Genomic DNA, 26,069 nt, shown 5'->3' with positions numbered 1-26,069 from the left:
TTCAGAAGTGGACATTCTCCATTGCTATTTCTCTTTCACCAAACTCAATCATTGCATTAAAAAGACTTACCTTGTTGGCATTTCGCAAATCTTCCAATGTAATATCTGCTTCTTGTATCATTCCCTTGTCCAATAGTGCGGCTCTTTTTGTGCCTGGCAATAAGGGATGTCTGGGAGTCACCCAATGTTTGCCGTCAAATATGGCAAGGTTCGTGAATGAGGTATCCGTTAAAAGTCCATGTTTGACGATGATGATGTCGTCACGGTTCCCTTTCTGTGCGACCAAGGCATTGAGGCGACTGCGGTCGGTACTTTTGTAGCCATACGTTATCGTGTCGTCTGCGACCACTTGAAGGGAGTTTATGTTTCGAATAAAATACGGAGCATATTCTACTGCTTCAACACCTTGTTCGCCATACACCACTCTCGCCTTGTAAAAATCCATGCTTTCCGTTGGATTTATCAGTTTTTCCAATGAAGGCATAGACGCATTGCATAATGAAGGAAAGAACTTACAGATCGTTCTTTCCATTCTTTCCTGATGGTATGCAAGAGCTTGTGTCTTTCCATTCACAATCTTTATTGTCTCTACGAATTGCTGTGCCATATTAAAATCAGTTCTATTCAAAAGGAAGATACACTTTTTGTAACACTTCCTCGTATTCTTTTCTGCAATCACTCTTCGAAGTAATGCCTCCTCCTGCCTTGAAATACGTTCCTATACCGTCATTTTCAAGAAAGCGTATCATTACAGCCGAGTTGAGTTCACCATTATTATATATACCCATGACTCCTGTATAGAATCCACGGTCATAGCCTTCCGCCTCATGGATTATTTCCATAGTCTTGTCCTTTGGCGCACCTGTTATGGAACCTGCGGGCAACATTGCATCCAATATGTTTCCGATGTGCTTTTGATAACCAGTTGGCAACTTGCCGCTTATTTCGGAACTGGTCTGGAGAATATTCCCCTTATTGGTATGGAGCACATCAATATAACGGTATTTATCCACCCTTACATGCTCCGCCACACGGCTAAGGTCATTTCGAATCAGATCCACAATGGTAGCATGTTCGGCTGCTTCTTTTTTATCTCCCATCAACACTTGCTCTGCTTCGGGTAAGGACGCGTCAATCGTGCCCTTCATCGGATAAGAATATATCATTCCGTTCTTTATCTTCACGAATGTTTCCGGCGAGAAGCACACGAACCGTCTATTGCTATTATTGTCTATTAGTAGAATCTTATACTTGCCTTTAGCACGTAGGAAGATGTCCTCCAACGTAAGGTTGCAGTCCAAAGCAACCTTACAAGTAAGGTTGGCAAGATAACTGTTTCCACGCAAGATGTTGCTTTTGACGGTTTCAAAACTTTTCGTGTAATCTTCAAAATTTGGCTCAAACACTTTCCACGTCGGATGTTTGGTAGCCGAAGAGAGTGACTGCCGTTTTACATTGGTTATACCCTCAAAGTCATAAAGGCATTCATCGATAGCTATTTCAGACAGCTTCCGTATGTATGCTTCCGAACCTGCATAGTTGATGACAAAAAGGAAAGGCTCCTTTTCGTTAGCCAAATGATTGATACGGTCTATAATATTTTGTTTCATTGTCTTACATTTTAAAGTTACTGAACCATCTGTCCATTATCTTATATCTTAGTTGAGCATTCTTGTTTGTTGGCATACTTATGCGATTTTATTATAAAATTGCAAAGATAGCTATTCCTTCGCAATATCATTCTTTTTTTGCAATAAAAAAAGTAAAAAATGGAGAGATGTTGTTGAAAATCCAACTTCATCACTCCTTTGTTATTTATTGGTGTTCACTTTATATATAACACTAATGTTGTTGTAGTAACCTTTAGGACTAACCTCCATGTATATAATCTTATGCGCCACAAAAAAAGCATGGCGCAAATCACTGCGCCATGCCCCAATAAAAGAAAACCTTATAGTCAAAATAGAAATTAGCGATTCTAATTCTTGTTCCGGTACTAATCTTTTTCTAGTACTTCGCATTCTGAGGATCAAAGTTGGTCCAACCTTTCATCCAGTTGTTGCTGCCATCGAAGGCCCCGATGTAGGTTACAGTGTCGAAACCTGTCCAGCCAGCGAAACTTGCGGCACCAAGCAATGGGCTTCCTGCGATAGGAGTATAGCCATCTGCACCAACCAATGAAGTCCATGAATCAAAATACTTGTTGCTCTGCTCTGAGAAGAAGAATGTGTTGCTGTATGACTTCTGATTCTTGTCGATATCCTGCTTCTTTGCAGCATCGTAGAGATAATCCTCATACTTCTTGTTGGCATCAGTACCAACGGCATCCATACCTGCGAAATATACATTCTGAAGCTTGAACTTGCCATCCTTGGCATCCTTCACGGTTTCACCCTTCTCACCATCAACAATCAAACCGATAGGCCAGCCTAAGGCTACAGAGTTGATGCAGTTGAGGTTAGAAGAACGACGAATCTGCATGGCTGACTGGAACTTGCCGAGAGCTGACCCGTTGTTTGGATTGTATGCTCCGGCAGTGATATAATCTGTGGTGTTCTGGAACTTGTCATCCAATACCTTAGGACCTACGAAGGTGATGTTAGAGAAGGTAGCCTTGGTACGAGGGTCCACGGTAGCACCATCAGCGCAGTTGTCGCTCTCGAAACCGTTGCTCTGAGAGGTATCGGCAATCTTGCTGTCGCGCAGAGAAAGACCATACTGCACCTTTCCTGAGAAACCGTTATCGGTATCGAAATCATCATCCCAGCCCTTGTAGGCTACGAGATACTTGCAGTTTACTGTACCGCCAAACCACTCGAAGGAATCATCATTGGAATAAGATACCTGAACGTGGTCAATCTCTGTGCCTGAACCTACAGAACCTAAGGTTAAACCATTAATCTCCTTATCCTTCTGGAATGGATAACCGGCAAACTCAATGCGTACATAACTCAAGGCTCCTGAGTTGTCAGCATCATCTGCGCCACCATGCTTGGTACGAGGACCACCCTCTATCTGCTGCTCAGTCTGGTTGTTCTTAGCCTTGCCGCAGAGAATGATGCCACCCCAGTCGCCAGGCTTTCTGCTGCCGGCAACCTCTTCAGATGTAAAGACGATAGGCTCTGTGGCTGTACCCTTGGCGATAAGCTTGCCGCCACGCTCTGCGATGAGTGCCGCCTTGGTCTGCTTGTCGCCCTTGATGATAGTTCCCGGTTCGATGGTAAGCTCAGCACCATCTGCAATATATACCCATCCCTTGAGGAGATAAGTGCCTTTCTTCAAAGTCTGCTTGCCTGTGAAGACGAATTCCTGGTCGCCGTTGCCAATCTGTGTTCCGTTGACGTTTTCCTTGTCATCTGTTCCGAAGAGGATGTGGTCGCAAGCCTTCAAGCCGCCATTGGTTGTCCACTTGTAAACTACTTCTGATCCAGGATTTGGAGAAGGAGTTAGATCGTCATTGTCACTGCTGCAGCTGCTCAACATGGCAGATGCTGCGAGGATGCCCATGCATCCTAAAAAATACATCTTGTTCATCATTGTTTCCTGTTTTATTAAACAAATATCTAATATTATCTTTCTTGAAATTCTACGGATAGTCTCTAAAATTTATAGATTGCCTGCAAACCGATGTTTCTGCCCGGCTTGTAGCATCTTGCTATTTCTTCTACTTCCTTCTTGCTTCCGTCGCTATACGTTACATCAGCAAACTGCTTGTAATATATCTTTTCTGCAAGAAGATCCCTTACGTTGAGCTTCAGTTCCAGATGCTCGCCGAATTTCTTAGCCAGCGAGAAGTCGATGGTGTTGCGGGGCATCTCGTAGCTGTGAGGCACTCGGGCGTTGGAGTCATCGCCTGTGCTTCCCTCGCTTCTGCCCACACCGATGATTCGCTTGCCTATACGGTTGTAAAGCAGGGCGATATCCATCTTTAATGGCTCGTTCTTATAGAAGATGCCGGTGTTGATAAGGTATGGCGACTGACCCTGCATCGGTCTGTCTTCCTCTTTCGAGCCCTTCTCAAACTGCACCTTGCTCTTAATCAAGGCACCGTTAAACGACCAGCTGAAATCCTTCAATCCTATGAAACCGAGATTCTTTCTGATATCCAGCTCCACACCGTAGTTGTTGGCACTCTTCGCATTCTTGTAGGAATAAATCAGGTCTGTGCCACCTGCCACCGTGTAGGTCCACTCGATAGGAGAATCGAAGTGCTTGTAGAAGACTGCCAGCGAAATGAGCTCTCCACGGGATGGATACCACTCATATCGCAGGTCGAGGTTATCGACATAACAGTTCTTCAACTCAGTGTTTCCCTGCACATTGCTGGCAAGGTCGAAGTCGTAATACACCGACGACGATACTTCACGGAATTCTGGGCGGTTAATACTGCGGCCATACGAGAGGCGTACCTGGTGCTGGTCGCTGATTTTATATGTTGTGTTGAGAGATGGGAATACATCATCGGTCTTGTAATGACGGCTCGATTCACTCTTCTCGTAGTCACGGGAATTGGAGATGAGTTCCATATCATTATGCTCGAAGCGGACACCGGCGTGGATGCCGAGTTTGCCAAAGGGGAGAGACATCGCCAGGTATCCTGCGCCTAAGGTGTTATGTCCGCGGTAGTTATTGCGCATCTGCTTTTCCTCCAGAAGATACAGCTTGTCGTAACCCATGTTCGCCTCGCTGGAGAGCAGTGTAGGGATATGGCTGTGGCGGAAGTCGGATGGCATGTTGTTATCTGAAACATTCCAGTTGTAGATAAAGTTGCGGGTCTGGTATTCTCGGCTGCGATATTCTCCATAGGCACCCACCTTCAAGTCTGGCTCAAAGTTGCCAAACTTGAAGTGGTGCTTGTCATTTACACCAAGAGAGAGAATGTGTTCGTCGAGTTGAGTCCACTCGCGGGATATGTCGTTGCCGGTGCTCAGGGCATAAACGCCCGATTCCAGAGCATCGTCGATGAGGTATCTACGACGGTCAGGCAAATGGCGGTTGGCATACGCATACCCGATACTCCAGTCAAGGGCATCGCTAGTGAAGGTGTGCTTACCGGTAAGCTGACCGTTATATGTAGTTCTACTGCGGTAGTAATACTCTGCGCTTCGCTCCAGGTTCGACTGGGCGCTCACGCCATCACGCCAGGTATATCGGCTGGTAGCCAACTGGTTGAAGATGTTCTTGAGCTGATACTTGTGATTGCCGTCCTTGGAAAGGAAGGTGAAGTTGAGCATTGCTCCGAGTCTCACGTTATTATTATACTGGTCGTCAACAGAGTGACGAAGATAGTTCGGCTTGTCGTTTGCCGCATCATAGATGCCATAGAGATTGTTCTCCATGTTCTCGTAGGTGCGGTATTCGTTGGTATAGTTCAGGGCGGCGAGCATGCCGAGTGTTCTTCCGCCGAGCATCCAGCGCTGGTTCAGGCTGGCTGCCAGTTTCAAGTCGCCCAAAGGCTTCTTGTTCTTGATGAGCCAATCATTATTGAATCCGTTGCCCAGGAGCGAAGTAGCATAATCGCCCACCGGTTTTCCGTTGGCATCGAGCTGTGGATTCAAGTCAGCATGGATGCCCCCATTCAGGTTTCTCGAGCCATTGTCGAACCCTAGGAAATCGGTTCCGGAACCTTTTGAGTAAGAAAAGTCCTTGAAGGCAGAAGATGTATTCCAGTTTCCGCCCACGGCGATGTTGAAACTGTTTTCTGCCGGAATCTCCTTGGTGTTGACGATGATGAAACCGCCTGAGTAATCAGCGGGATATTCAGCCGTTGGCGACTTCACGATGGTAAGGTTGTCAATCTGCGAACTTGGGATGATGTCGAAGGAGAATGCCCTGGAATCAGCCTCAGAACTAGGCACTGCTCCTCCGTTCACCCACACATTGTTATAGCGCTGTGACAATCCGCGAACCATCACGAATTTATCGTCGATGAGGCTCACGCCTGGCACTCGGCGTATCACCTCACCCGCATTCGTATCCTGAGTTCTGGATATTTCCTGTGCCGAAACATTACTCACGATGACGGGACTGCTTTTGGCCACTTGTATCATTGCCGCATCCGTATTACGCCTTTCCACTGCGGTAACGGTCACCTCTTTCAGCTGCTGTTCATCAGGTTGCAGCGCAATCACCTGGTCTGCGTCCTTCGCCTGAACCCCGTCAATTTTTTGAGTCTTATATCCTACATAGTTAATATATAGTGTATATTTCTTTTCTTTATCCAATCCATCGATCTGGAAGTTTCCGTCGATGTTGGTGATAGCCTTCACGTTGGTTCCATCCACAGTGACGACTGCACCGATGAGTGTCTCTTTCGATTTTTGGTCGATAACCACACCCTTAATCTGTTGCGCCCACGTTGGCATGCTAGCCGCCGAGAGCAATCCTAATACAATAATTCCCCTTTTAGCATTCATAACCTATATCGTTTGATTACGGTTGCAAAGGTACGGCAGTATTATTACATTGCGATTGCGATGAGATTGAAAGGCATTGACGAAGCTGCGACAATGGTGTTACGGTTGCAATAACTAAAGATATTTAAATATTTAACCCGATATTTGGAGATAAATAAAGGAGTCCACTTTAAAAAGTAGTTTTTGGTTCTTTTTCCTACAAAATACCATTTGATTATCAGACGGTTACGTACATACAAAGATATACTATTTATGAGAGAACGCCAAAAATATCCGTAGCCACATTGACTACATTTGAAAAATTTCATGACTTTTACCATTATTCTTTAATACGATAACATTAAGATACAAATATATAATAATGGTTGCTGACCTGTTATGTAATAATGGAAAAACACAAATTTTTTACATTCTCAAAAACTCCGTGAATCGTTATATTCTCGGGCAGGTGCAGCTGTGATAGAGATTTACTCGACGTGTTTCGATTTTTATCGTTAAAAATACCCGAGTCATAATAAAATCTTTTATTAATTGAATATCAGAGGGTTAAGCACTTTAAAAAGTGTAACTGCTAACGATTTAGAAACGAGCTATATTCTTTTTCTTTCACAACCTTGTAATATACAAAGAACGCTTTGATTACAGGTACAAAGATAAATTGAAATTCTGAAATACAATTATTTTTGCTCATTTTTTCACTTTCTTTAATGGATATCCTTAGCAAGTCTTTTATTACTTTACCTACTTCAAGGTATTGCAAATATACACCGATTTTCGTACCTTTGCAGCCGATTTTGAATATTCAAACCAAGATGAGGCTACGATATGCTTATGTGTCTGTGCTTTTGCTCATGTCCTTCTCAACAATAGCAAATGTATGGGCATCGTCTTCCCTTTCTCCTGACGGAAGGGCTTTCTCTTATGCTGTGTCGAGTGATACAGTAAGGGAGAGTCGTGCCTTGTCAGAGGGCGATGGCGACTCTGTGGAAACGCAAAAAGAAGATACCATCTTTAAGACGCTCAACCTCGGCGAAGTGGTGGTTACTGCTGCCATGAAGGAGGTGGAGATGAAGGGCGATACCACGGTTATCAATGCCAATGCTTTCCAGACTCCAGAAGGAGCATATCTCGAAGAACTCTTGAAGCGAGTGCCTGGATTGGAATACGAAAAGCAGAACAAGACGATGACCTACAACGGTCTTCCCATCCATGAAATCAATGTCAATGGCGAGAGTTTCTTTGGCGGCAACAGCACCCTCGCCCTCGAAAACCTGCCAGCCAAGTTGGTGAGCAAAATCAAGGTGTATGACAAGCGGAGCGAACTGGAGAAAATCACCAAGGTGCGCAAGGGCGGCGAAAACTATGTGCTCGACTTGCAGACCAAGCGAGAGTTCAACGGCACGCTGATTACTTCGGCAGGCATAGGCAGGGGCAACAACGAAAAGAAGGAAGCCGAGTTAATATCCAACCTCTTCCGCCAGACTGGCGATAACATCTCCGTGATAGCACGAAGTGGCAACAAGAACATGACCTCCCGCTATCCCGACAACCGACAGGACAACGTGGCGATGAACTTTGCCAAGAAGTTCTCCAAGCGATTCACCCTCTATGGCAACATGATGTACAACCATTATGCCAGTGGCAACGAGAGCACCCTATATAGCGAGCAATATCTCACCACAGGCAACCGTTACCAGAACTCGGCATCCACCAGCACCAATCGCAACACGATGGGCAATGGTTCGTTGGGCATGAGATGGAGCTTGGATGACAAGACCTATTTTAATATAGGTGGAAACTTCAGCAAGTCGAAGAGCTACAACACCAGCGACAGCCAGCAATCCACCTCTTCAGAAGGCGATGAGCGTATCAACAGCATCACGAGAAACTCGGATTCGAAGAGCGACAGCCATTCGTTCTCCGTCAATGCCGACATCACCCGAGTGTTCAACGACAAGGGTACGAGCATCAGCCTCACGGGTAGTTACTCCGACAGCAAGAGTACCAACGAGTCACATTCCCTTTCCGAGACCACTTACTATCAGTTGGAGAGCAGTCTGGGTGGCGATTCCGTGCTTTATCGCAACCAATACCAGCACTCCCCCTCCACCAATCGTGCCTATTCCGTAGGCATCAACTTGACGCAACCCTTGGCTGAGAACTTGCGCCTGCAACTCGGTTATCGCTATTCTGCCAACCGACAGGTGAGCGACAGGATTACTTACGAGAGCGAAGTATATCAAGACAGTTTGAGCAACTATACCCAGAGTCGGACTTATTCCCACGAACTCAGCCTTTATTTCAATTATAATGGCAAGCGATGGCAGGTGAATACGGGTGTGCAGATGCATCCAGAGCGGAGAAGTCTTGACCAGAAGACTGGGCTGCTCTATGCCGATACGGTGAGGACGAGCGTGAATTGGAACCCACAGTTGAATGTGTCATGGCATCAAGGCAAGACTCGCTTCGAACTGAATTATGATGGCAGCAGCCGACAGCCAGACCTTGGCAGTTTGGTTTCGCTGACCGACAATAGCGACCCATTGCACGTTACTCATGGCAATCCTTCGCTCAAAGCGGCTTATAGCCAGAACTTTCGGTTGATGGGAAGGAACACTCGCCTCGGTCTTTCGGGCGATGTTAATTTCAGCAACACCTATAACAGTCAGACGCAAGCCGTCTTTTACAACCTTGCCACTGGTGGCACGGAGACTTATCCTGTGAATGTGAATGGCAACTGGAATATGCGTGCCAGTCTTCGTTATCAGAAGCGATGGAAGAAGCGGTTCAATCTCTCTGCTCGCACAGGAGCCAGCTTTGCCCAAAGTGTAGCTCTTGTGAATGAGGGAAAGAGCGAGGAGCCAGACCGTAGCGTCACCCACAATACGTCGTATAATGCCAACCTTCGCTTGGGTTATCAGCCGAAATGGGGAGGCTTCGACTTGCAGGGCGATTGGCGTTACCGCCATGCCACCAACCAGCTTCGTAGTACGTCCAACTATACCCGAAGTTACAACTTTTCGCTGAATACCTATGCAGAGCTTCCTCTTGGTTTCCTGGTCAAGAGCGATGCTGCATACTCTTTCCGTAACGGCACCAACATCAAAAAAGGCGAAGACGACCAAGTGGTTTGGAACTTGGGGGCATCTTGGCGATTCCTCAAAAAGAAGCAAGCCGAGCTTTCGCTCTATTGGTCAGATATTCTCAGCGACAAGAAAAACTATTATCGCAATGTTACGGCGACAGGATTGACGGAAAGCCGTACCTCACAAATTGGCAGCTACTTCATCATCAGTTTTAAGTATCGGCTGAATAAGCAACTGTGAAAAACATATTGAAAATCTTAGATATGTTATGATTTCTCAACAAGACAGATGAGAAACCCTATAAATCATAACAAATTACTATTGCAAATTTCATTATTTTTAGGTATTGTACATTATTTTATAAATATGTACCTTTGCAGCCTCAAATTAAGGGTAATATTTTTGATTAATTATAAACATTTAAAAGAATAATAAAACAATGAAGATTTTTAAGAATTTTATCGGTCTCGCTGCCCTAGCACTCTGCCTCGGCTTCACTTCTTGCAGCAGTGACGACGATGCACCTTCTTACAGCAATGTGGCTGTAAGCAACTCTGAGTTGATGACTATCCTCAAGGGTAAGGGATACCAGTTTGATGAAAATGGCAAAATGCTCCTTGACGACAAGGCCAACAGCACCACATCTCTCGACCTTTCAGGCACAAAGGTTGATACCGCTGCCTTGAAGGAACTTTCTGTTTTTCCTAATTTGAAAGAGTTGAACCTTAGCGGCAATGGCTATGGTCCAGTTTTCCATATCGCTTCACTTCCTTCACAGATTACAGGTCTTGACTTGCAAGGCAATGCCATCTACGACTTCGATGGCTTGGTAACAGCCAAGGTTGAGAATGACGAGGTGAAAGCTACTATCCTTCATGAGTTTACAAAACTTTATCTCCCTGCTTCTTGCAAGTATAATGTAGAGGATTTGATGCCTTTCTATACCCAGAATGAGGCAGAGAACAAGACTGTTGATATGCAAATGGTAAATGATAAGGGTTCTTTGGAGAAGTACAATACTTTGAGAGAGATTCCTGATACATATTTCCGTACTTTTTTGAAGATGAAGTTTGCTTCATTGTTTGTTGATGATACACATATAGATATTAGCAAGCCTATGGGACTGAATGAAACAGGAGAAAGCATAACTCTTCATTATGCAAATGAGTTTGCAGACCTTGATAAAATTGCTTCTATTTCTGGTATTGAATATTTTATCAACAACCCTTATTATAATTCATTCTTTGTTTCTTTAGGTTTTGATCATGTGAATGAATTTAATGTCGGGTATTTGATGCCAAGAGCCAACATCAAGTCTATATCATTAAAAGGTGTTAACTTTGTAAATGGCATAGATTTGTCTAAAGCTACAGGATTAGCGTCGTTCATCCTTGATGATTTTAAATCTGTTTCAGAATTGGATTTGTCTAATACTCTTGTTGGAAATCAAGAAATTACAGAATTTGACAAGACGATTGCAAATGGTTTGTGTTTGTTCAACAGTGAAGATCTAGAGTCAATTACTTTCAGTAAAAATATAAAGGGAAAGGCATTACTGATGGAACTCTGCAACTTGCCTAATTTGAAATCTATAGATTTAAGTTCATTTAAAGGTTTTATGGAATTTTTTCTTTTAAAATTGCCTAATTGCCAAATTACATACCCTAATTTAGAGTATGTATTGGGTAATCATGGAGATTTTTTTGAAAAAGCTATTGGTGAAGATGAACAAATTAGCTTCTTGGTTTCAAAAGATGTATTTGCAAAAGAAAGTACTATAAGTTTCATCAAAAAATTCAAGGATAGCTTAACTGATGAAGAATGGCTTGACTATAGGAAAAATGGAGCTTTCAGATGGTCGAGAAGTATTTAATTTACAATAAAGTTTACATTATTAATTAAAATTTAAGTAAAATGAAAAAGTTAATGTTTATTATGATGATGTTGCTTGGTTTCGTTGCAACTTCGTCAAGTGTTTATGCACAGAGTGTAAGTGTTCAATCAGCAGAGGACATTGAAGGTTCTTACACAGGTTCGCTAACCAAGGTTTACATGAATGGTGACAAGTCGCCAGTTTCTCCTATCGAGACTGTTGTTACAAGCAATGGTGATGGAACATATAATTTTCACATTGATGCGTTCAAAGTAGGTAAGATGCCAGGTACAATTACTGTAGATGCGAAAAATATTGAAATTTCTTCTGCTAATAGTGCATTCACAGCAACTTGCACAAATGCTGTAAAACTTAAAATCTTGGGAGTTTTCCCAGCTACATATACAGCTTATGTCACAGGTTCTATAGAGAATGGTAAACTAATCTATACATTGACTGTTAATGCTGAGTATTCTAGTGCTCCTTTTACAGCCATAGTTACATTCGAGGGTAATAGGGCAAGTGATTTGTAATAGGTATATTAATTACAAAATGACAGCAAAGAAAGTTTTTTCTCATTTATTCATCTTTGCTTTTGCATTTGCAATGTCTTTGTCTTTTGCATCTTGTTCTTCCGATGAAGAAATAACAGATGCAGATGCAAATACTGAGTTAGTGAAAGAGGCAACGAACTATCTCAATGGTGAGATCGTTCTTAGTACAAATGCAACGATGAATGGCGTGAACAAGACCCTTTTACCGGAGGGATGTCCTACAAAGTTTAAGTTTGAATGGAGTAAGACTGACGCACAAACATTCACCATTTCTTTGCTTGACTTCACGGTCGGAAACATGGGAATGATTATCAATTTTAAGTGTGATGTCAAGACCATGGTTCTCAACTCTTGGGAGCAGAAAGAATATACAGGTGATGGTTGGATAAAGTTTAAGGGTGAAGACGGTTCTGTGTGGGGAACAGATACAGACGGTTCTGCATCAAGTGCCAAAGGTAGTAGCGTGCAAGGCTATTACAATGCCAAAACACACGAAATTCAGTTCATCGTAAACTATAACATGATGAACGTTCGTTCCGAATGTTTTAAGCAGACTATTGACAAGTCACGTCTCGCAACATTTGATGCCGACAAGGCAAAGTACGAGGAAGACTTGAAAGCGTATAAGAAAGAGCACGGAATCAAATAAGAAACCGTGTCTTACATCTATAGAAAAGAAAGAGGGGTATGCCCAGACATATCTCTCTTTCTTTTTGCAAGTAAAAAATGAAGGGAAGAGAAACAAGCCATAGCGAGGCTGAAATCGTGTAAGGATTTGGAAAAAATAGAATGACAATATAAATGAAGACAATTAGAAATGTAATGCTCATCGGCTTGCTGCTGATACTCGCCCTCCCTGTCGCTGCACAGCGAAAGGTGAAGTTCGGTATCTTCGACAAAGCCACTGAGCAACCTATCATCGGTGCAGTCATCACCTACGCCGACAACGAGAAATTGAAATCGCCACAGCGTGTTGTTACCAACATGGATGGTGAGGCTACCATCTCGGTGCCTCAGAGTGACAAGTGTTATTACCAGGTGGTATCCGTGGGCTATAACCCTCTGAATGGAACCATCGGAAGCGACAGCTCCCTCAAGCTCTTCATGACCGAGGACGTGATGAAGGTGAACGAGGTGGTGGTTACAGGTTCCCGCACCGCCCGACCAATCAAGCTGTCGCCAGTGAGCACGCAGGTGATCGGCGGTAAGGAACTGGTAGATGCAGGCTATGCCGACCTGACCAAGGCGCTGCAACAGGAGACACCGGGTATGAACATCCAGAAGGTGGGTTTCGGCAACGAAATCTCCATGCAGGGCTTGGATGCCCGCCACGTGCTCTTCCTGCAGGATGGTGAGCGATTGACGGGCGACATGGCGGGTAACCTCGACTATGAGCGTTTCAACCTCCATGCCATCGACCGCATCGAAATCGTGAAAGGTGCCAGCAGTACCCTCTATGGAAGCCGTGCATCGGGTGCTGTCATCAACCTCATCACCAAGAAAACCACCAAACCTATCGATATTCAGGCTGGTGTGCGCTGGGGACAGATGAACGAGACCAACTACAAGAATCCAGAAAAAAAGGATTTCCTGTATATGTTTGAGAAGAACGCCGACCGTCCGAACCTGCAGAGCTGGGTGTCGGCAGGATTCAATGCAGGCAAGGTAACTTCGCAGACGGATGTGTGGTATTCTTCGAGCGATGCCTTCTACATGTACCAGGCGGAGAACGACAAGAAGGTATATACCAAGGAGGCTAACCCTTGGCTCGACCACGACGTGACCATTACCAGCGTGGCTTCCCGTCCGCCAATGGGCATCGAGGGCACGGAGCATATCTCGGTATCGCAGAAGGTATTCTACGACCCTTTCAAGAACCTGGAGATTCTTGCCTACGGTAGTGCGTTCTATATGAACACCTACGACCTCATTCAGGACATGACCTTCAGTCAGGCGCGTGACTGGACGGCTGGAACCAAGATTAAGTACTCCTTCAAGGATTGGTTCAAGATTACCGCCTCCCTTCATGGCGACTTCTACGACCGCTTCAAGCGACACGAGCGCATCGACGAGCGTACCAAAGTGTATAAGAGCCGTATCTTCCAGCCTCGCCTCTCCATCACCTCGCAGAAGTTCGAGGGTCACGACCTCATCCTCGGTATCGAGCACCTGAGCGATGACCTGACGAGCGACCGATTCAACGGCGATGCCTCCCATATCATGCGCACCCGTTCGCTGAAGGAAACGGAGGCTTTCCTGCAGGACGAGTGGACGATGAACGACCACTGGATGGTTTCGGCAGGTGTGAGAACCAACTTCAGCCGTGCCTTCGGACTGATGGCGATGCCTAAGATTGCCTTCAAGTGGAGTCCTTCGGATCACTGGGCATGGAGAGCCAACTATTCGATGGGCTATCGTTCGCCAAGCATCAAGGAGCTGTTCTTCAACTGGGACCACCTCGGCATGTTCATGATTAAGGGTAACGAGAACCTGAAGCCTGAGAAGAACAACTATGTGAGCGTTGGCACGGAGTATAGCGACGACCACTTCTTCCTCTCGGGCAATGTGTATGGCAACTTCTTCCGCAAGAAGATTGAGGGTGTATGGCGCATCTACGACATGCAGTATAACTTTGAATATACTAATCTGTCGAAGCAGAACCTCATCGGACTGGAGGCCATCATGCGCTGGCACTTCCTGGATCATTTCACGATGAATGCCACCTACAGCTACGTGAACGTGAGCAAGACAGATGGCATCCAGGTGAACACTACTTCGCCTCATGCTGCTACGGCGAGCCTCGACTATAAGTACAACAAGAAGAACTACCGACTGGGCGCTACCTTCTCGGCAAGCTACATGGGTGAGAAGAAGTTTGATGTGCAGGACCGACTCTCTGTAAACGGTGAGAGCCACGATGCCTACTTCCGCTGCCAATTGCCACAGTATGTATTGTGCAATCTGTCGGTGATTCAGACCTTCTATAATAAGGTAAAGGTAACCGTGGGTATGGATAACATCTTTAATTACGTGCCAAAGACCCTGGGTTCGGGCATCACCATGTTTAACGTGCCAGCCACGGCAGGAGCCAAGGCGCATGTGCAGGTGGAAGTGTTGGTAGATGAATTGGTAAAAGCATTTAGAAAGAAGAAATGATGAAGAAAGCATTACTATATATAATAGGTGTGGCAGCCGCAATGACGAGCTGCGTATCTTATGAGGCTGAGGACTTCACAGGTCATACCTTGCCCCGAAAAACAGGTTATAGCACGGGTGTTACCAACGACTGGCTCTATTTTGACCTGAAGACGGGACATCGCTATAATGTGCTGAACCCTAACCAGAGTGTCATCGCCTTTATTGACGGCAAGCCGATAGAGGAATATTTCCATTATAAAGGTACTGCCAAACTCGTAAAGTATTGGAGCGAGGGCGTACAGAAGAACATCTTCGAGGATGTAGAGCGTGATGCAAACGGCGATACCATCTTTACCAAGAATCAAGCTACAGGCAAGTTAACCTATAAGACGGTGAAGAGACAAGCCAACAGCATCTTAGTGATGGAGAACAAGGAGGATGACCCCAACACGATGGCTTATCCTGCTACGGAGTGGGACCTCGCCTTCAATGGTTATCAGCTCCGCACCAACAGCGGAACAAGCGGACCAGGCAAGGGCGGTGCTGCCGACCTGGGCTATGGCGAATATGACAAGTGGACGAGCAAGGCGCAGGTAGATGCTTATCTGGCAGAACACAATATGACCTTCGCCGTGGATGATTCAGCAAGCGTCTATGTCACCATGTCGCAGAACGACTGGAACAAGTATTGCATCGCCAACAAACTGGATATGAACGAGAACCCTTGGTTCGACCCGAACAACGGACCTGCCAAGCAGTTGGTAAGCGGCAATCCGGTGCTCGAAAAGGCAATGAGTTTCTCTGGTCCACCTCCAGTATATACTCCTTCTTTCCATACCTACGTAATCCGTTCGTGGGATGGCGAGAGATATTACAAACTCCAGATTATCTCCTGGTATGATGCCAATGTGCAGATAGGTGATGAGGGAGGAAGAATCAGTTATTACTTAGATGAATTAAAGTAATTCAATATCAAACAATAAACATTAAACATTATGAAACAATTGAATTGGTGGAAATCCATCGCTTCGTTCCTCGTGGTACTCTTTACCATGCCGTTGGGACATGCGCTGATGATGATAATGGATAAGACGATGACTCCTGAAGCTGTGCATTACTCAGCCTTCTTCATTGGGTTGGCAGGTCTTATCATGGTAGTAATCGGTGTCTTCGTAAAGGGAGACACCAAACAGACTCTTTGGGGACTTTTCGGAGGTCTGCTTTTCTGGACCGGTTGGATAGAATTCCTGTTCCAGTACTATGCTACCCGCTGGGGTACACAGCCGGAGATGGAGAATGGTGAAGTTGTGACTCGCCCTGAATACCTCATCCTCCCTGCCACCTTCGGCATGTGGATGATGATTATGGTGCTCTACATCTTCTCAACCAAGAACGGATGTAACTTCATCAACTGGTGGCAGCGTGTTCTTTTCCGTTCCAGCAAGAATAAGATTGCCGCCCGTCCGATGACACATCATACAAGTATCGTTACTTTCATGGAACTGAACATGATTTTGTGGACAAGCTATCTCCTGTTGATGTTCTGCTACGACAAGAACTTCCTCGGCGACCATCATCCTGTCACCTCCATCGTGGCAGCGGCTTGCCTCATTGGCAGTTTCTTCATCTTCCGAAAGCAGTTGCGTTTGAGCACATGGGGAGCAAACATCCGTATGGCTATCGCAACGGTTGTCGTGTTCTGGGTACCTGTGGAAGTGCTCGGTCGTTTGGACTTTTTCAAGGAGATTTGGATTGAGCCGGAGAAGTATACTACCCAGATGATTTGCATCCTCGTGGCATTCGTGGCATTGCTCGTCTATATCATGTTTGCAGCTCACAAGAAGAAAAGCCATGAGTAACAAGAAACTATATTGGTGGAAATCCATCGTGTCGATGGGCGTGATATTGGGAAGCATGCCCATGGTTCACTTGGTGGCACGAGTATTGAAGGACAACTACGACGGCACGCAACTGTTGGGTGCTGGCATGGCTGTGGGATTCGTGGGCTTGGTGATGGTGGTGGTCGGTGTTTTCGTCAAGGGACAGACTCGCCAAACCTTGCTCGGACTTATCGGTGGCATGTTCTACTGGACGGGTTGGGTGGATTTCCTCTTCATGTATTATGCCCATCGTTGGGGCACACATGCTGAGATTGACCCAGTGACAGGAGAAGTGTTGAGCCGCCCTGAATATCTTCTGCTCCCTGCCACCTTTGGCTTGTGGGCAATGGTGATGTTGCTCTACATCTTCTGTTCCCGAAATGCCTGCAACTTCCTCAACTGGTGGCAGACGCTCTTCTTGGGGAAGAACAAGCGACTCATCGCCGCTCGCCCGATGACACGCCACACCAGCATTGTTACCTTCATGGAAATCAACACAATGCTCTGGACTTGCTATCTCCTGCTGATGAACCTCTACGATCCTCAATTGTTTGGTCGTGAGAGTCCAGTCACCTTCGGTGTAGCCTTCGGTGCCTTGCTTTCCGCCCCATACGTATTTCGCAAGCAACTCCACTTGCAATCGTGGGGAGCAAACATCAGAATGGGTACGGCAACGGTCATCGTGTTCTGGATAGCGGTAGAGGCATTTAATCGCACGGGCATCATCGGGAAGCTCATTGCACATCCGAGCGAATATCCTTGGCATTGGGTGGTAATGGTGATAGAACTTTGTTTCTTGGCAGGAAAGATTGTCAAGGATGCAAGGGCGAAGAAAGAAAAGAAATAAGATAGATAATCAGATAAGGAAATCAATGAAGAAAGGAACTTGGAGAAAACAACATAAATGGCTTGGTATCGGCTTGAGCTTCTTCATGCTGATGTTCTGCGTGTCAGGCATCCTGCTCAATCATCGTTCACTCATCAAGGAGGTGAACGTGAGCAGGAAGTACCTGCCAAGTCGTTATGTGTTTCGGAATTGGAACGGTAGATTGCTACGAGGCACGCTTGACATTGGCAAGGATTTAATGGTAGATTCCATGAGGAATGTGGATTCTTGTCGCCAACTGTTGCTTTATGGCAATGGTGGCATCTGGCTTACCGACTCCAAGGCTTCCTATTTCAAGGATTTTAATGAGGGGTTGCCAGAAGGTGCAGACTATCGTCAAATCAAAAATGTCATAAGGCTTGATAATGGAAGGATATTTGCTGTCTCACCTTTCGGGCTTTATCGCTATGGAGTGCATAACAAATGGCATGAGGTGAATATGTCACTGGAGGATGAGGAGAAATTTACGGACATCGCTTCGCATGGCGACACCCTTGTAGTGCTCAGTCGTTCCTTTGTCTATACCTCGCTTCCCCCTTATAAGACTTTTAAGCGCATTCAACTTCATGCGCCAAAGGATTATGACGGCAAAGTAACTGCCTTTCGTACCGTTTGGCTACTCCATAGTGGAGAACTTTTCGGAATAACAGGAAAGATTGTGGTTGATGCCATAGCCATTATTCTTGTGGTTCTCTATATTACGGGTATCGTCTTTTGGCTGAGACCGAAGCGAAAGGCATTACTGCAAACCTCGCTTCATCTGCATGACAGAATCGGGCGATATACTATCATACTTGCGCTCTTGATTGCACTGACGGGTTGGTGTCTCCGCCCTCCTGTGATGATAGCATTAGTGTTAAGCAAGATTCCGTCTATCCCAGGCACAACACTCAGAAGCAAGAATCCTTGGAACGACAAGCTCCGCATAATTCGTTATGATGAGAGCTGCCATGATTGGCTGTTATCCTCATCGGAAGGATTCTATTCATTGAACATCAAAAATGCTACAGTGAAAGTTATTACTTCTGTTCCACCTGTCAGCGTGATGGGATTGAATGTATTACAGAAAGATGCAAATGGTAGATGGCTTTGCGGTTCATTTAGCGGCTTGTTTGTTTGGGACAGACGACAAGGAACTGCTACCGATTACTTTACGAACAAACCTGCACCGAATGAAACAGGAGCACCATTCGGAAAGAAAGCTGTCGCAGGTATGAGCCAAGACTTTTCCACCCCTGTCGTAGCGGAATATTACGAGGGAACAAACTTTGCCCCTCAACCTTCGAGCATGAACCAACTTCCGATGTCGCTTTGGAATGTGGCATTAGAGGTGCATAGTGGCAGAATTTTCATTGGAACGATAGCCACATACATATTCATCTTTGTTATGGGCATTCTTGCGTTTTGGTGCTTGTGGTCGGGCTATAAAATTAGGTTAAAAAAGAAATAACATTGCACAAAATCCAATTCCCATTAAATGCGAAAACAAACTGATGGTGGCGAGGTAAAAATACATAAATATTGGAGTTTATATACGTTTTTTAATGTATTGCACCTTATCTTTGCTTATCGGAAATCATCCATAACCAAAGTAATAGAAATTGAAAATGGCAAAGAGAAAAAAAGACTTTACATTACTTCTCATTGCACTCTTTTGCAGTTCTTTGGCTCATGCACAAAAGCAAGTTCCTGCAGAACGGAAAGACTCCATTGACAATGGAAGTAATATTATAAAAATAGTTGGAAATCATTCCAACAAGGGTGCGGCCAACAATGCCCTTGACGTGTTGAGTGGTCAGGCTGCTGGTGTCAATGTGACATCCAACGGTCTGGATTGTATGAGCTATGCTCAATAGTGTGCGAGTACGTGGTACAACCTCCATACTGCAAAGATGTCTGGATCTGAACAAAAAGCTGAAGCAGAACAAGGGCTACGAGTAAGAGCTGACATAAGCATTACATAAACAAGGACATTTAATGTGTCATCTATTCAGGAACAAAGGGCAGACAAATCCGACTTTTCATAATTCTGTATGCAATGCCAAGGGTAAGCGTTGCCTTTGTGCTGTCTTGGTTATGCGAGAACTAACTTTTAAAGTTTGCACGGGCAAGTTCCGTGCAATGTTATCAATGATAGTGCAAATCGAGAGCAATGAAGCTTGCTTCAATTGCCGAGGTGAAGCCTATCTTATGAAACTATCAATAAAACACAGTAGAACTCAGAACTGTATTATTATATACATGTTCTACACTGCGATTAGGATTCCAGCCCAAAGTGAGGATTTTCTAATCGCAGTTTTTGTTTTAATAACGTTTGTGTTCAACCATGATAGTTTAATTTTATTCTCATGTGCAAAATGTAAATATGAATTTGAAAGATAACACTAAAGACCAATAGACAAAAGTCACGTTAGAACCGTATTTTTGTAGATAAAAATATCAAAATGGTAAATAAGCTGCAGGGAACTAATTTCAATATATTCTTTGAACAAGTTTTACTATATGAGATGGTGCTTTCTGAAGGCGAAAGTACGTATTTTTTATAAGTGATTGAGAATGAGATAAGTTTTTATCTCATAAAAAGAAGAGGTTACGAATTAGAAATAAACAGAATGTTGCATCCTGCTGTGATTTGCATAACCATCCAAAGAACTCTTTCGGTTGCAAAGGTACGATATTTAATCGGGGATAAAGAATGTTTTAAGATTTTTTATCACCGATTTTTTGCTTGGTAAATCTGTTTTTATTAAACCATATTATTCTCTATTCTTTGCTATTTCCATTTCAATCCATTCAAACTTATGTGGCAAGGGTTCCTGTTTTTTGAATGTTCTGTTTGGTTTGCATGTTCTCATCCTTTCGCCGCTTCTTTCACGAGAAGAATATGCACAACGCCTATGCCGAGGCATCGGCCAGAAAGACCCGCTTTACAGGAAATGGTAGCCTGCTTACCGAGAAATATCTCAGAGAGTGGAACGATCCGCGCATGGGAATCAGAGCTGCATGGTATGTAAACTGGGACAAGCAATCGCTGCTTTCGCTGAAACGCAACATCAGTCACATCAACCTGCTCATGGGCGAATGCTGTTCATCAATCTGAAAACCGGAGCGCTCAGTACTAAGGTAGTTTTTTGCACTGAAAATTTCTTTTGAGATGACAAAAATATCTTTTGTTGGTAAGAGGCGACCTTAACCGCATATTTTTCACTAATCGCAGGCATAAAAGTCACTTTTGTGTTTACCGAAACTAAAATTTAGACTTGTAAAAAGCAGTTAAATACAAATAATCTGCTGTGTATCAACAAGATAATCGCTATGATTATAGATTGGCAATTTAGACCTTATTTCTGGTCGTATTTCTCGGAAAATTTGTATTTTTGCAGGCAAAAAACATAAAAGAATTAAGTCATGAAAAATTTTTATATTCACATCAGTTCATTGATTATTGTGGTTTTGGTGTTTATGTCGTCTTGCCAACACAAGCCTAATACCACGATAGCACAAGCATTGCTACTGGCAGGAGAACACCCGGATAGTGCCCTCGCACTCCTGAACAACATGCAGTTCAGTGAACTGGGCAAGTCTGAACAGGCAAAGTACGCTGTTGTGTACACAATGGCACAAGATAAGTCGGGGTTGGATGTGGACGAAGATTCGCTAATTCGCATTGGATACAACTGGTATGAAAAGCATCCCGAAGATTCCCTTTATGCAAAATGCCAATACTATATGGGCAAATACTATATGCTAAATGATAGCACGGAGTTTGCCATCCGTTGTCTAGATCGCTCATATAAAGCGTCAGAAAAGATAGACGACATCCTTACGGAATGCCTTGCTTTGGAAAAACTTTCTAAAGTAGAGAAGATGACGGATGCCAAACAAGCTTTGCTTCATGCAAGAATGGCTATTGACAAATATGAAAGAGATACGACGGCATCACTTGCCAATAAGATTTACTTCAGGTTGAACTTATGTGAGGCACTTGAGTTTGCTGATAGCTCTGCTATAGCCCTGAAAGAATGTAAAATAGCTTTGAATTTGGCTAAAGAATTGGGAGACTCCCTGGTTTTAGCTGATGTCTATCAAGATATGTCGCGGTTATTTCATGATGTAGGAATGTACCGAAAGGCACTTACTTGTGCAAAGGAAGCCTATTTATATAGGAAATCGATGTTTGATACTTCGAACGCCCTTGCCCTAGCAGATGCATATTGTGATGTTGATTCAACGCTACAGGCAAAAGATATTCTTGCAAAGGTCAGTAAAGATTCTCATGCTAGCCGATACCTTATTTATTATATCAGATGTAAGGCGGCAATAAGAGAAGGACAAATACAACCGGCTATTGTTTGCCTTGACTCGTCAAACTACTATTTAGACAAAATGTACTGTACAACCATGCAAGTCAAAAATGACTATTATGTCTCTGTTCTGCAAAAAGAAAAGGAAGAAGCAAGATTGCAAGGTGAGATTACATCGCAAAAAGCTGCAACAGTATTGACGGTTGTACTGGCACTAATTGTTATCATTTTTGTACTCTACATATATAATACCAATAAGAAGCAAGCAAAACAAAAGGCTACAATGGCAGAACAGCTCCATGCGCAAGAACTCTCTCACCGAGATATTCAAATTTGCACTATGAGGAATTTTCTTCTAAAGAAAATTGATATAATGGAAAAGATCGAGTCCATGAGAAACGAGACAGAGAAGCATATACTCATATCAGAAGATGATTGGAATGAAATAGAAGTGTTTTTAGATAGTGTCGAGAATCTCTTTGTGTCAAGATTAAGAGCGCAGTTCTCGGGATTGACGAAGAAAGACCTACGACTGATGATGCTGCTCCGTCTTAAAATGCCACAGAAGGCACTTGCACTAATCTATGGTATCAGCGAGAAAGCAATTAAGCAGAAACTATTTCTCTACAAGGCAAAAGTAGGCATAGAAAAAGAACAAAAATCTCTACGAGAATTCATGGAAAACTACTAAAATCAGTAGCAAAACTTCAAATTTAGACCTCCATTTTTCTGGGGGGGGTGGTATGTAATACGTTGACTATCAGTACATAACAAAAATGTTGCAAAATTAAAGAATTAGACCCAACTTCTTTGCTGAGTGTTTGGAATTGACGTAACTTTGCACCGAAATTAATAACAAACGAAATCAGTATGAAGAAAATTATCATTTTTACATTATTGTTGTTACTAACAACATTGCCCTCTACAGCAAAGGGCATAAAGACCCATATGGATGGGATGCGGCAACATGGTGGTGCACGCAGTGCTATTCCTTCAGTAATGGTTGACCAAGAGTCTGCATATGTTACTGTAGAAATAAGTCGTTATTCTGGAGAGTACGCAATTTACATCTCTGATGAGTATGGAGTTCCTTTATCAAATACAAATGGTATTGTAGAAGGACGCACATATAGTATTCTTGAAACAGAAGATTTGCCCATAGGCAATTATACTATCATGATTGTTTTGGGCAATTTGGTTTATAAAGGTAAATTCCATATTACGCATTGATAAGGAGTTATATAGCTATATACTATTTTGAATATAAATTTTAAAACAACAATGACAATGAAGAAATTTTTTATCGTTGCTCTTTGTGTGGCTGGAATGATGAGTTCTTGCTCTGATATTGACGACAACATCGCCAACGATGCCAAAAGTTCCATTCTCCTCACACAACAAGAGTATGCAAGTATTGTACCAGATTCTCAACTAGAGATGACACAAGATGAGATTGTTGATATGGTAAGCAAATTCTCTACAACAGGCAATTCCACTAGAGCTATCGCTGCCAATCCGACAATTGTGAAGAAGTTTTCCCTCTCCTCTTATAGTAACGGAAAACAGATTCCTCTCTATGAGGTAAGTCTAAACGAAGGTGACGATGCTGGTTATGCTATCGTTTCTGGAGACGAAAGAGTCCCTGGAGTCATAGCATATGTTGAGCATGGATCTCTCAATGACACCCTCACCAACAAAGGTGCAGCTATGATGCTCAAAGAAGCTCAGCGTTCGCTGATAAGTAAAGTGAAGGCTGTAGACTTTGTTATAGATTCTTTGCGAGCAAGTGCTAAAGCTAAAATATCTGCAAAGATTGGAACCAGTAGTTTTACTTTTGAGGGGGTAAAAGACCGTATCGAAGTTCAAAAGGGTATTACTCGATCGGTTGCTACGTCCAATCCTCAGGGCACATTGTTAAAGCAAGTGACACCACTTATCACCACAAAGTGGAATCAGTGTGCGCCATACAACAATCTTATGGACGAGACAACAGCATCCGAAATGCAAAATTGGCCATATTATGGGAAAAACGCTGTAGGATGTACCGCTGTTGCTATTGCTCAGATAGTTGCATTTTACGAATGTTTATCTACTGTCAATGGTATTTCGCTTAATTGGAGTGCACTGAAGGCATCCTCGGAAATTAGTAATTATGGAAGTGAATCTTTAAAAACACAGATTTCAAATTTATTTTACCATGTTGCTCACGGAATTCAAACAACATGGAATAATGGAGAGGGTGGTGCAAAAATAAGCAATGCCTCAAGCTACCTTAGCGGACTTGGCATCACTTTTGATTCCGGAAGAAAGTGGGCTGGATATTCTATGGATGCGGGACGAATTATAGAATCGCTTGACAAATTGTATCCCGTAATTATTACAGGAGCATATGAAGCGGGCACAAGAAGTTCTAGTGTCGGAGGAAGACATTGCTGGATTCTTGACGGTTATCAAATCCGCAGAAGAACAACGACCACCCGTATCATTGTAAAGCAAAACGACACATACATCCATGCGAATTTTGGATGGAGCGGCAGCGAGGATGGGTACTATATGGTGGATAGAAACACCACCAATCTGGATTTTGAAACTTCGTTCAACGGACATTACAACCAGGATTTGAAACTCTATCCTAATGTAAGAAAGAAATAAAACAACCAGCTAAGAGGGTGCGTTATACAAGACGCTCCCTCTTTATCATATATTATAAAATTATGAAAATATATAGTATATTAGGTGTTATCTTAGTTGCGTTATGCTTCTTTGCATGTAAGAGCAATAAAGAAAATGAGTATCAGCCTCTGACTATAGAAAATAATGCAGAGGTATCCTTGGGTGATACGACAAACCTCATAATAACTGGCGGAAGCGGAAACTTTGTTGTTGAAGGTAACGACAAAGTGGACATTTCTACAGCTCAGAATGACAAACAGAAAATCACTCTTATCGGCAAGGAAATAGGTACTACTCACATCTTCGTACGAGATAGAATCACGAACGAGTCATGTAGCATTGAGGTAAATGTGATTCTCCCATTTCTTACGTTGAACTTTGAAGAGGAGGAAGGAAACCACCTCAATATAAGGTCAAATAGCTTATTCGTATTGGTTGCAAGTGAGGATAGCATATGTTACGCTTTTAGCTATAATGACATGCAGTTTAAATATAATGACATACCAATTATGAAAGGAACATACCATATATCTCAAAATGGAACCATGTTATCTTTCGACTTAAAAGGAGAAAATAGTACCTTCGAACATACCTTTAAGTTAAAAAACGATAATGTTGCATACCTTCTGTCAAACATGTCAAGCATAAACATGCTACCGCAAACCTATTTAACGGCAAGTTTTACAGACATAGAAACGGGCATTGACTTTCCGCATGTGTTCATAGGAAATAAAGTCCACAAGACTTTACCAAAAAGAGAGTAGAAGGTCGTATGATAGAACTTCTTTCTCGATAGCATTGTTTATGTCTGAAAATAATTGCTACATAAGCAACATAATTGAATTAAATTCAGAAAATACGTATTTTTATTCGTTTGCTTTTCTCTCCTTATGAATATCCACTATAAGACTCAGCCGTCGTCGCAGAAAGACAGTCCTCGTACCTCAGACTAACTTTCTCCGACTATGGCACGGCAAGAAAAATCCTTGGCAGTATGCCTTGAAATGCTTCAAGACTATACTGCCAAGGACTTTTCTTTGTTTGCCGTGCTGACAACGGCTGACTTTTATAGCCACAACTCGCAGTTCCATTTTTTATCGCACAATCCAAACGACATGAAACAGTGGCACGCCACCCTTTCATGTCTCAGTAGTACGGCATGAGGAAAAGTGCTTCTTTTTGTCGGTTGCAGGCTAACCGATCAAAAGAAACACCATTCCTTGATTTGCCGTACCATTTTGTTTGCATACTCCACCGCA

Annotated in this window: 21 protein-coding genes; 17 read left to right on the top strand and 4 right to left on the bottom strand. The window is 43.5% G+C overall.

All coding sequences use genetic code 11. From position 1 onward, the window contains the following. Position 1: 1 nt before the first annotated feature. The 4 genes from EXN75_RS11910 to EXN75_RS11895 form a co-directional block, all read right to left on the bottom strand. Positions 2 to 607 carry an aminotransferase class IV family protein gene (locus EXN75_RS11910; protein ID WP_089544703.1) on the bottom strand — a complete coding sequence of 202 codons (606 nt, stop codon included), beginning with the start codon at positions 605 to 607 and terminating at the stop codon, positions 2 to 4. 13 nt (positions 608 to 620) lie between these two features. After that, positions 621 to 1,610, bottom strand: a complete 990-nt coding sequence (locus tag EXN75_RS11905) for an aminodeoxychorismate synthase component I (protein WP_089544702.1) — start codon at positions 1,608 to 1,610, stop codon at positions 621 to 623. A 397-nt stretch (positions 1,611 to 2,007) separates the two neighbouring features. Next, positions 2,008 to 3,537 carry a hypothetical protein gene (locus EXN75_RS11900; protein ID WP_134843988.1) on the bottom strand — a complete coding sequence of 510 codons (1,530 nt, stop codon included), beginning with the start codon at positions 3,535 to 3,537 and terminating at the stop codon, positions 2,008 to 2,010. Positions 3,538 to 3,599: 62 nt separating this feature from the next. Beyond that, on the bottom strand, positions 3,600 to 6,416 hold the full coding sequence (locus tag EXN75_RS11895) for a TonB-dependent receptor (protein WP_134843987.1): 2,817 nt from the start codon (positions 6,414 to 6,416) through the stop codon (positions 3,600 to 3,602). Positions 6,417 to 7,228: 812 nt separating this feature from the next. Between EXN75_RS11895 and EXN75_RS11890 the strand changes: the two genes are divergently transcribed. The 17 genes from EXN75_RS11890 to EXN75_RS11820 all read left to right on the top strand — a co-directional run bounded on the left by EXN75_RS11890 (position 7,229) and on the right by EXN75_RS11820 (position 25,973). Next, positions 7,229 to 9,742 (top strand): outer membrane beta-barrel protein, encoded by a 2,514-nt coding sequence (locus tag EXN75_RS11890; RefSeq protein WP_134843986.1) that lies wholly within the window; start codon positions 7,229 to 7,231, stop codon positions 9,740 to 9,742. 199 nt (positions 9,743 to 9,941) lie between these two features. Then, positions 9,942 to 11,375 (top strand): leucine-rich repeat domain-containing protein, encoded by a 1,434-nt coding sequence (locus tag EXN75_RS11885; RefSeq protein WP_134843985.1) that lies wholly within the window; start codon positions 9,942 to 9,944, stop codon positions 11,373 to 11,375. A 41-nt stretch (positions 11,376 to 11,416) separates the two neighbouring features. Next, complete coding sequence (locus tag EXN75_RS11880; protein ID WP_134843984.1) at positions 11,417 to 11,908, top strand: calycin-like domain-containing protein; 492 nt, start codon at positions 11,417 to 11,419, stop codon at positions 11,906 to 11,908. Positions 11,909 to 11,981: 73 nt separating this feature from the next. Then, complete coding sequence (locus tag EXN75_RS11875) at positions 11,982 to 12,578, top strand: DUF4903 domain-containing protein (protein WP_134843998.1); 597 nt, start codon at positions 11,982 to 11,984, stop codon at positions 12,576 to 12,578. A gap of 152 nt (positions 12,579 to 12,730) precedes the next feature. Then, positions 12,731 to 15,085: a TonB-dependent receptor gene (locus tag EXN75_RS11870; protein ID WP_134843983.1), complete on the top strand. Its 2,355-nt coding sequence runs from the start codon at positions 12,731 to 12,733 to the stop codon at positions 15,083 to 15,085. Beyond that, the gene (locus EXN75_RS11865) at positions 15,082 to 16,032 is read left to right on the top strand and encodes an HmuY family protein (protein ID WP_342776615.1); all 951 of its coding nucleotides are present in this window, start codon (positions 15,082 to 15,084) and stop codon (positions 16,030 to 16,032) included. The genes EXN75_RS11870 and EXN75_RS11865 overlap by 4 nt, the downstream gene beginning before the upstream one ends. Before the next feature lie 30 nt (positions 16,033 to 16,062). Then, entirely contained in the window at positions 16,063 to 16,926 is an 864-nt protein-coding gene (locus tag EXN75_RS11860) for a hypothetical protein (RefSeq protein WP_134843982.1), read from the top strand. Continuing rightward, positions 16,919 to 17,794 (top strand): hypothetical protein, encoded by an 876-nt coding sequence (locus EXN75_RS11855; RefSeq protein WP_008822862.1) that lies wholly within the window; start codon positions 16,919 to 16,921, stop codon positions 17,792 to 17,794. Before EXN75_RS11860 ends, EXN75_RS11855 begins: the two co-directional genes overlap by 8 nt. Then, positions 17,766 to 19,283, top strand: coding sequence for a PepSY domain-containing protein (locus tag EXN75_RS11850; RefSeq protein ID WP_281279468.1), 1,518 nt, complete (start codon positions 17,766 to 17,768; stop codon positions 19,281 to 19,283). The genes EXN75_RS11855 and EXN75_RS11850 overlap by 29 nt, the downstream gene beginning before the upstream one ends. A 157-nt stretch (positions 19,284 to 19,440) precedes the next feature. After that, positions 19,441 to 19,689, top strand: coding sequence for a hypothetical protein (locus tag EXN75_RS17730; RefSeq protein ID WP_167639508.1), 249 nt, complete (start codon positions 19,441 to 19,443; stop codon positions 19,687 to 19,689). A gap of 564 nt (positions 19,690 to 20,253) precedes the next feature. After that, positions 20,254 to 20,379, top strand: coding sequence for a DUF6734 family protein (locus EXN75_RS18675; RefSeq protein WP_408005961.1), 126 nt, complete (start codon positions 20,254 to 20,256; stop codon positions 20,377 to 20,379). Positions 20,380 to 20,717: 338 nt separating this feature from the next. Next, positions 20,718 to 20,933 (top strand): hypothetical protein, encoded by a 216-nt coding sequence (locus EXN75_RS11845; protein ID WP_238405813.1) that lies wholly within the window; start codon positions 20,718 to 20,720, stop codon positions 20,931 to 20,933. 308 nt (positions 20,934 to 21,241) lie between these two features. Continuing rightward, positions 21,242 to 22,828, top strand: coding sequence for a hypothetical protein (locus EXN75_RS11840; RefSeq protein WP_134843980.1), 1,587 nt, complete (start codon positions 21,242 to 21,244; stop codon positions 22,826 to 22,828). Between the two features lie 179 nt (positions 22,829 to 23,007). After that, the gene (locus tag EXN75_RS11835) at positions 23,008 to 23,367 is read left to right on the top strand and encodes a hypothetical protein (protein WP_134843979.1); all 360 of its coding nucleotides are present in this window, start codon (positions 23,008 to 23,010) and stop codon (positions 23,365 to 23,367) included. Positions 23,368 to 23,424: 57 nt separating this feature from the next. Continuing rightward, the gene (locus EXN75_RS11830) at positions 23,425 to 24,789 is read left to right on the top strand and encodes a C10 family peptidase (protein ID WP_223176159.1); all 1,365 of its coding nucleotides are present in this window, start codon (positions 23,425 to 23,427) and stop codon (positions 24,787 to 24,789) included. A 62-nt stretch (positions 24,790 to 24,851) separates the two neighbouring features. After that, positions 24,852 to 25,574 (top strand): hypothetical protein, encoded by a 723-nt coding sequence (locus EXN75_RS11825; RefSeq protein ID WP_134843977.1) that lies wholly within the window; start codon positions 24,852 to 24,854, stop codon positions 25,572 to 25,574. Positions 25,575 to 25,775: 201 nt separating this feature from the next. Then, entirely contained in the window at positions 25,776 to 25,973 is a 198-nt protein-coding gene (locus tag EXN75_RS11820; protein ID WP_134843976.1) for a hypothetical protein, read from the top strand. Positions 25,974 to 26,069 lie beyond the last annotated feature (96 nt).

The organism is Segatella hominis (genome assembly GCF_004535825.1).
Classification (GTDB): Bacteria; Bacteroidota; Bacteroidia; order Bacteroidales; family Bacteroidaceae; genus Prevotella; species Prevotella hominis.
Note: the sequence above shows the minus strand (reverse complement) of the source record. Positions and strands in the feature narration are given on the sequence as shown.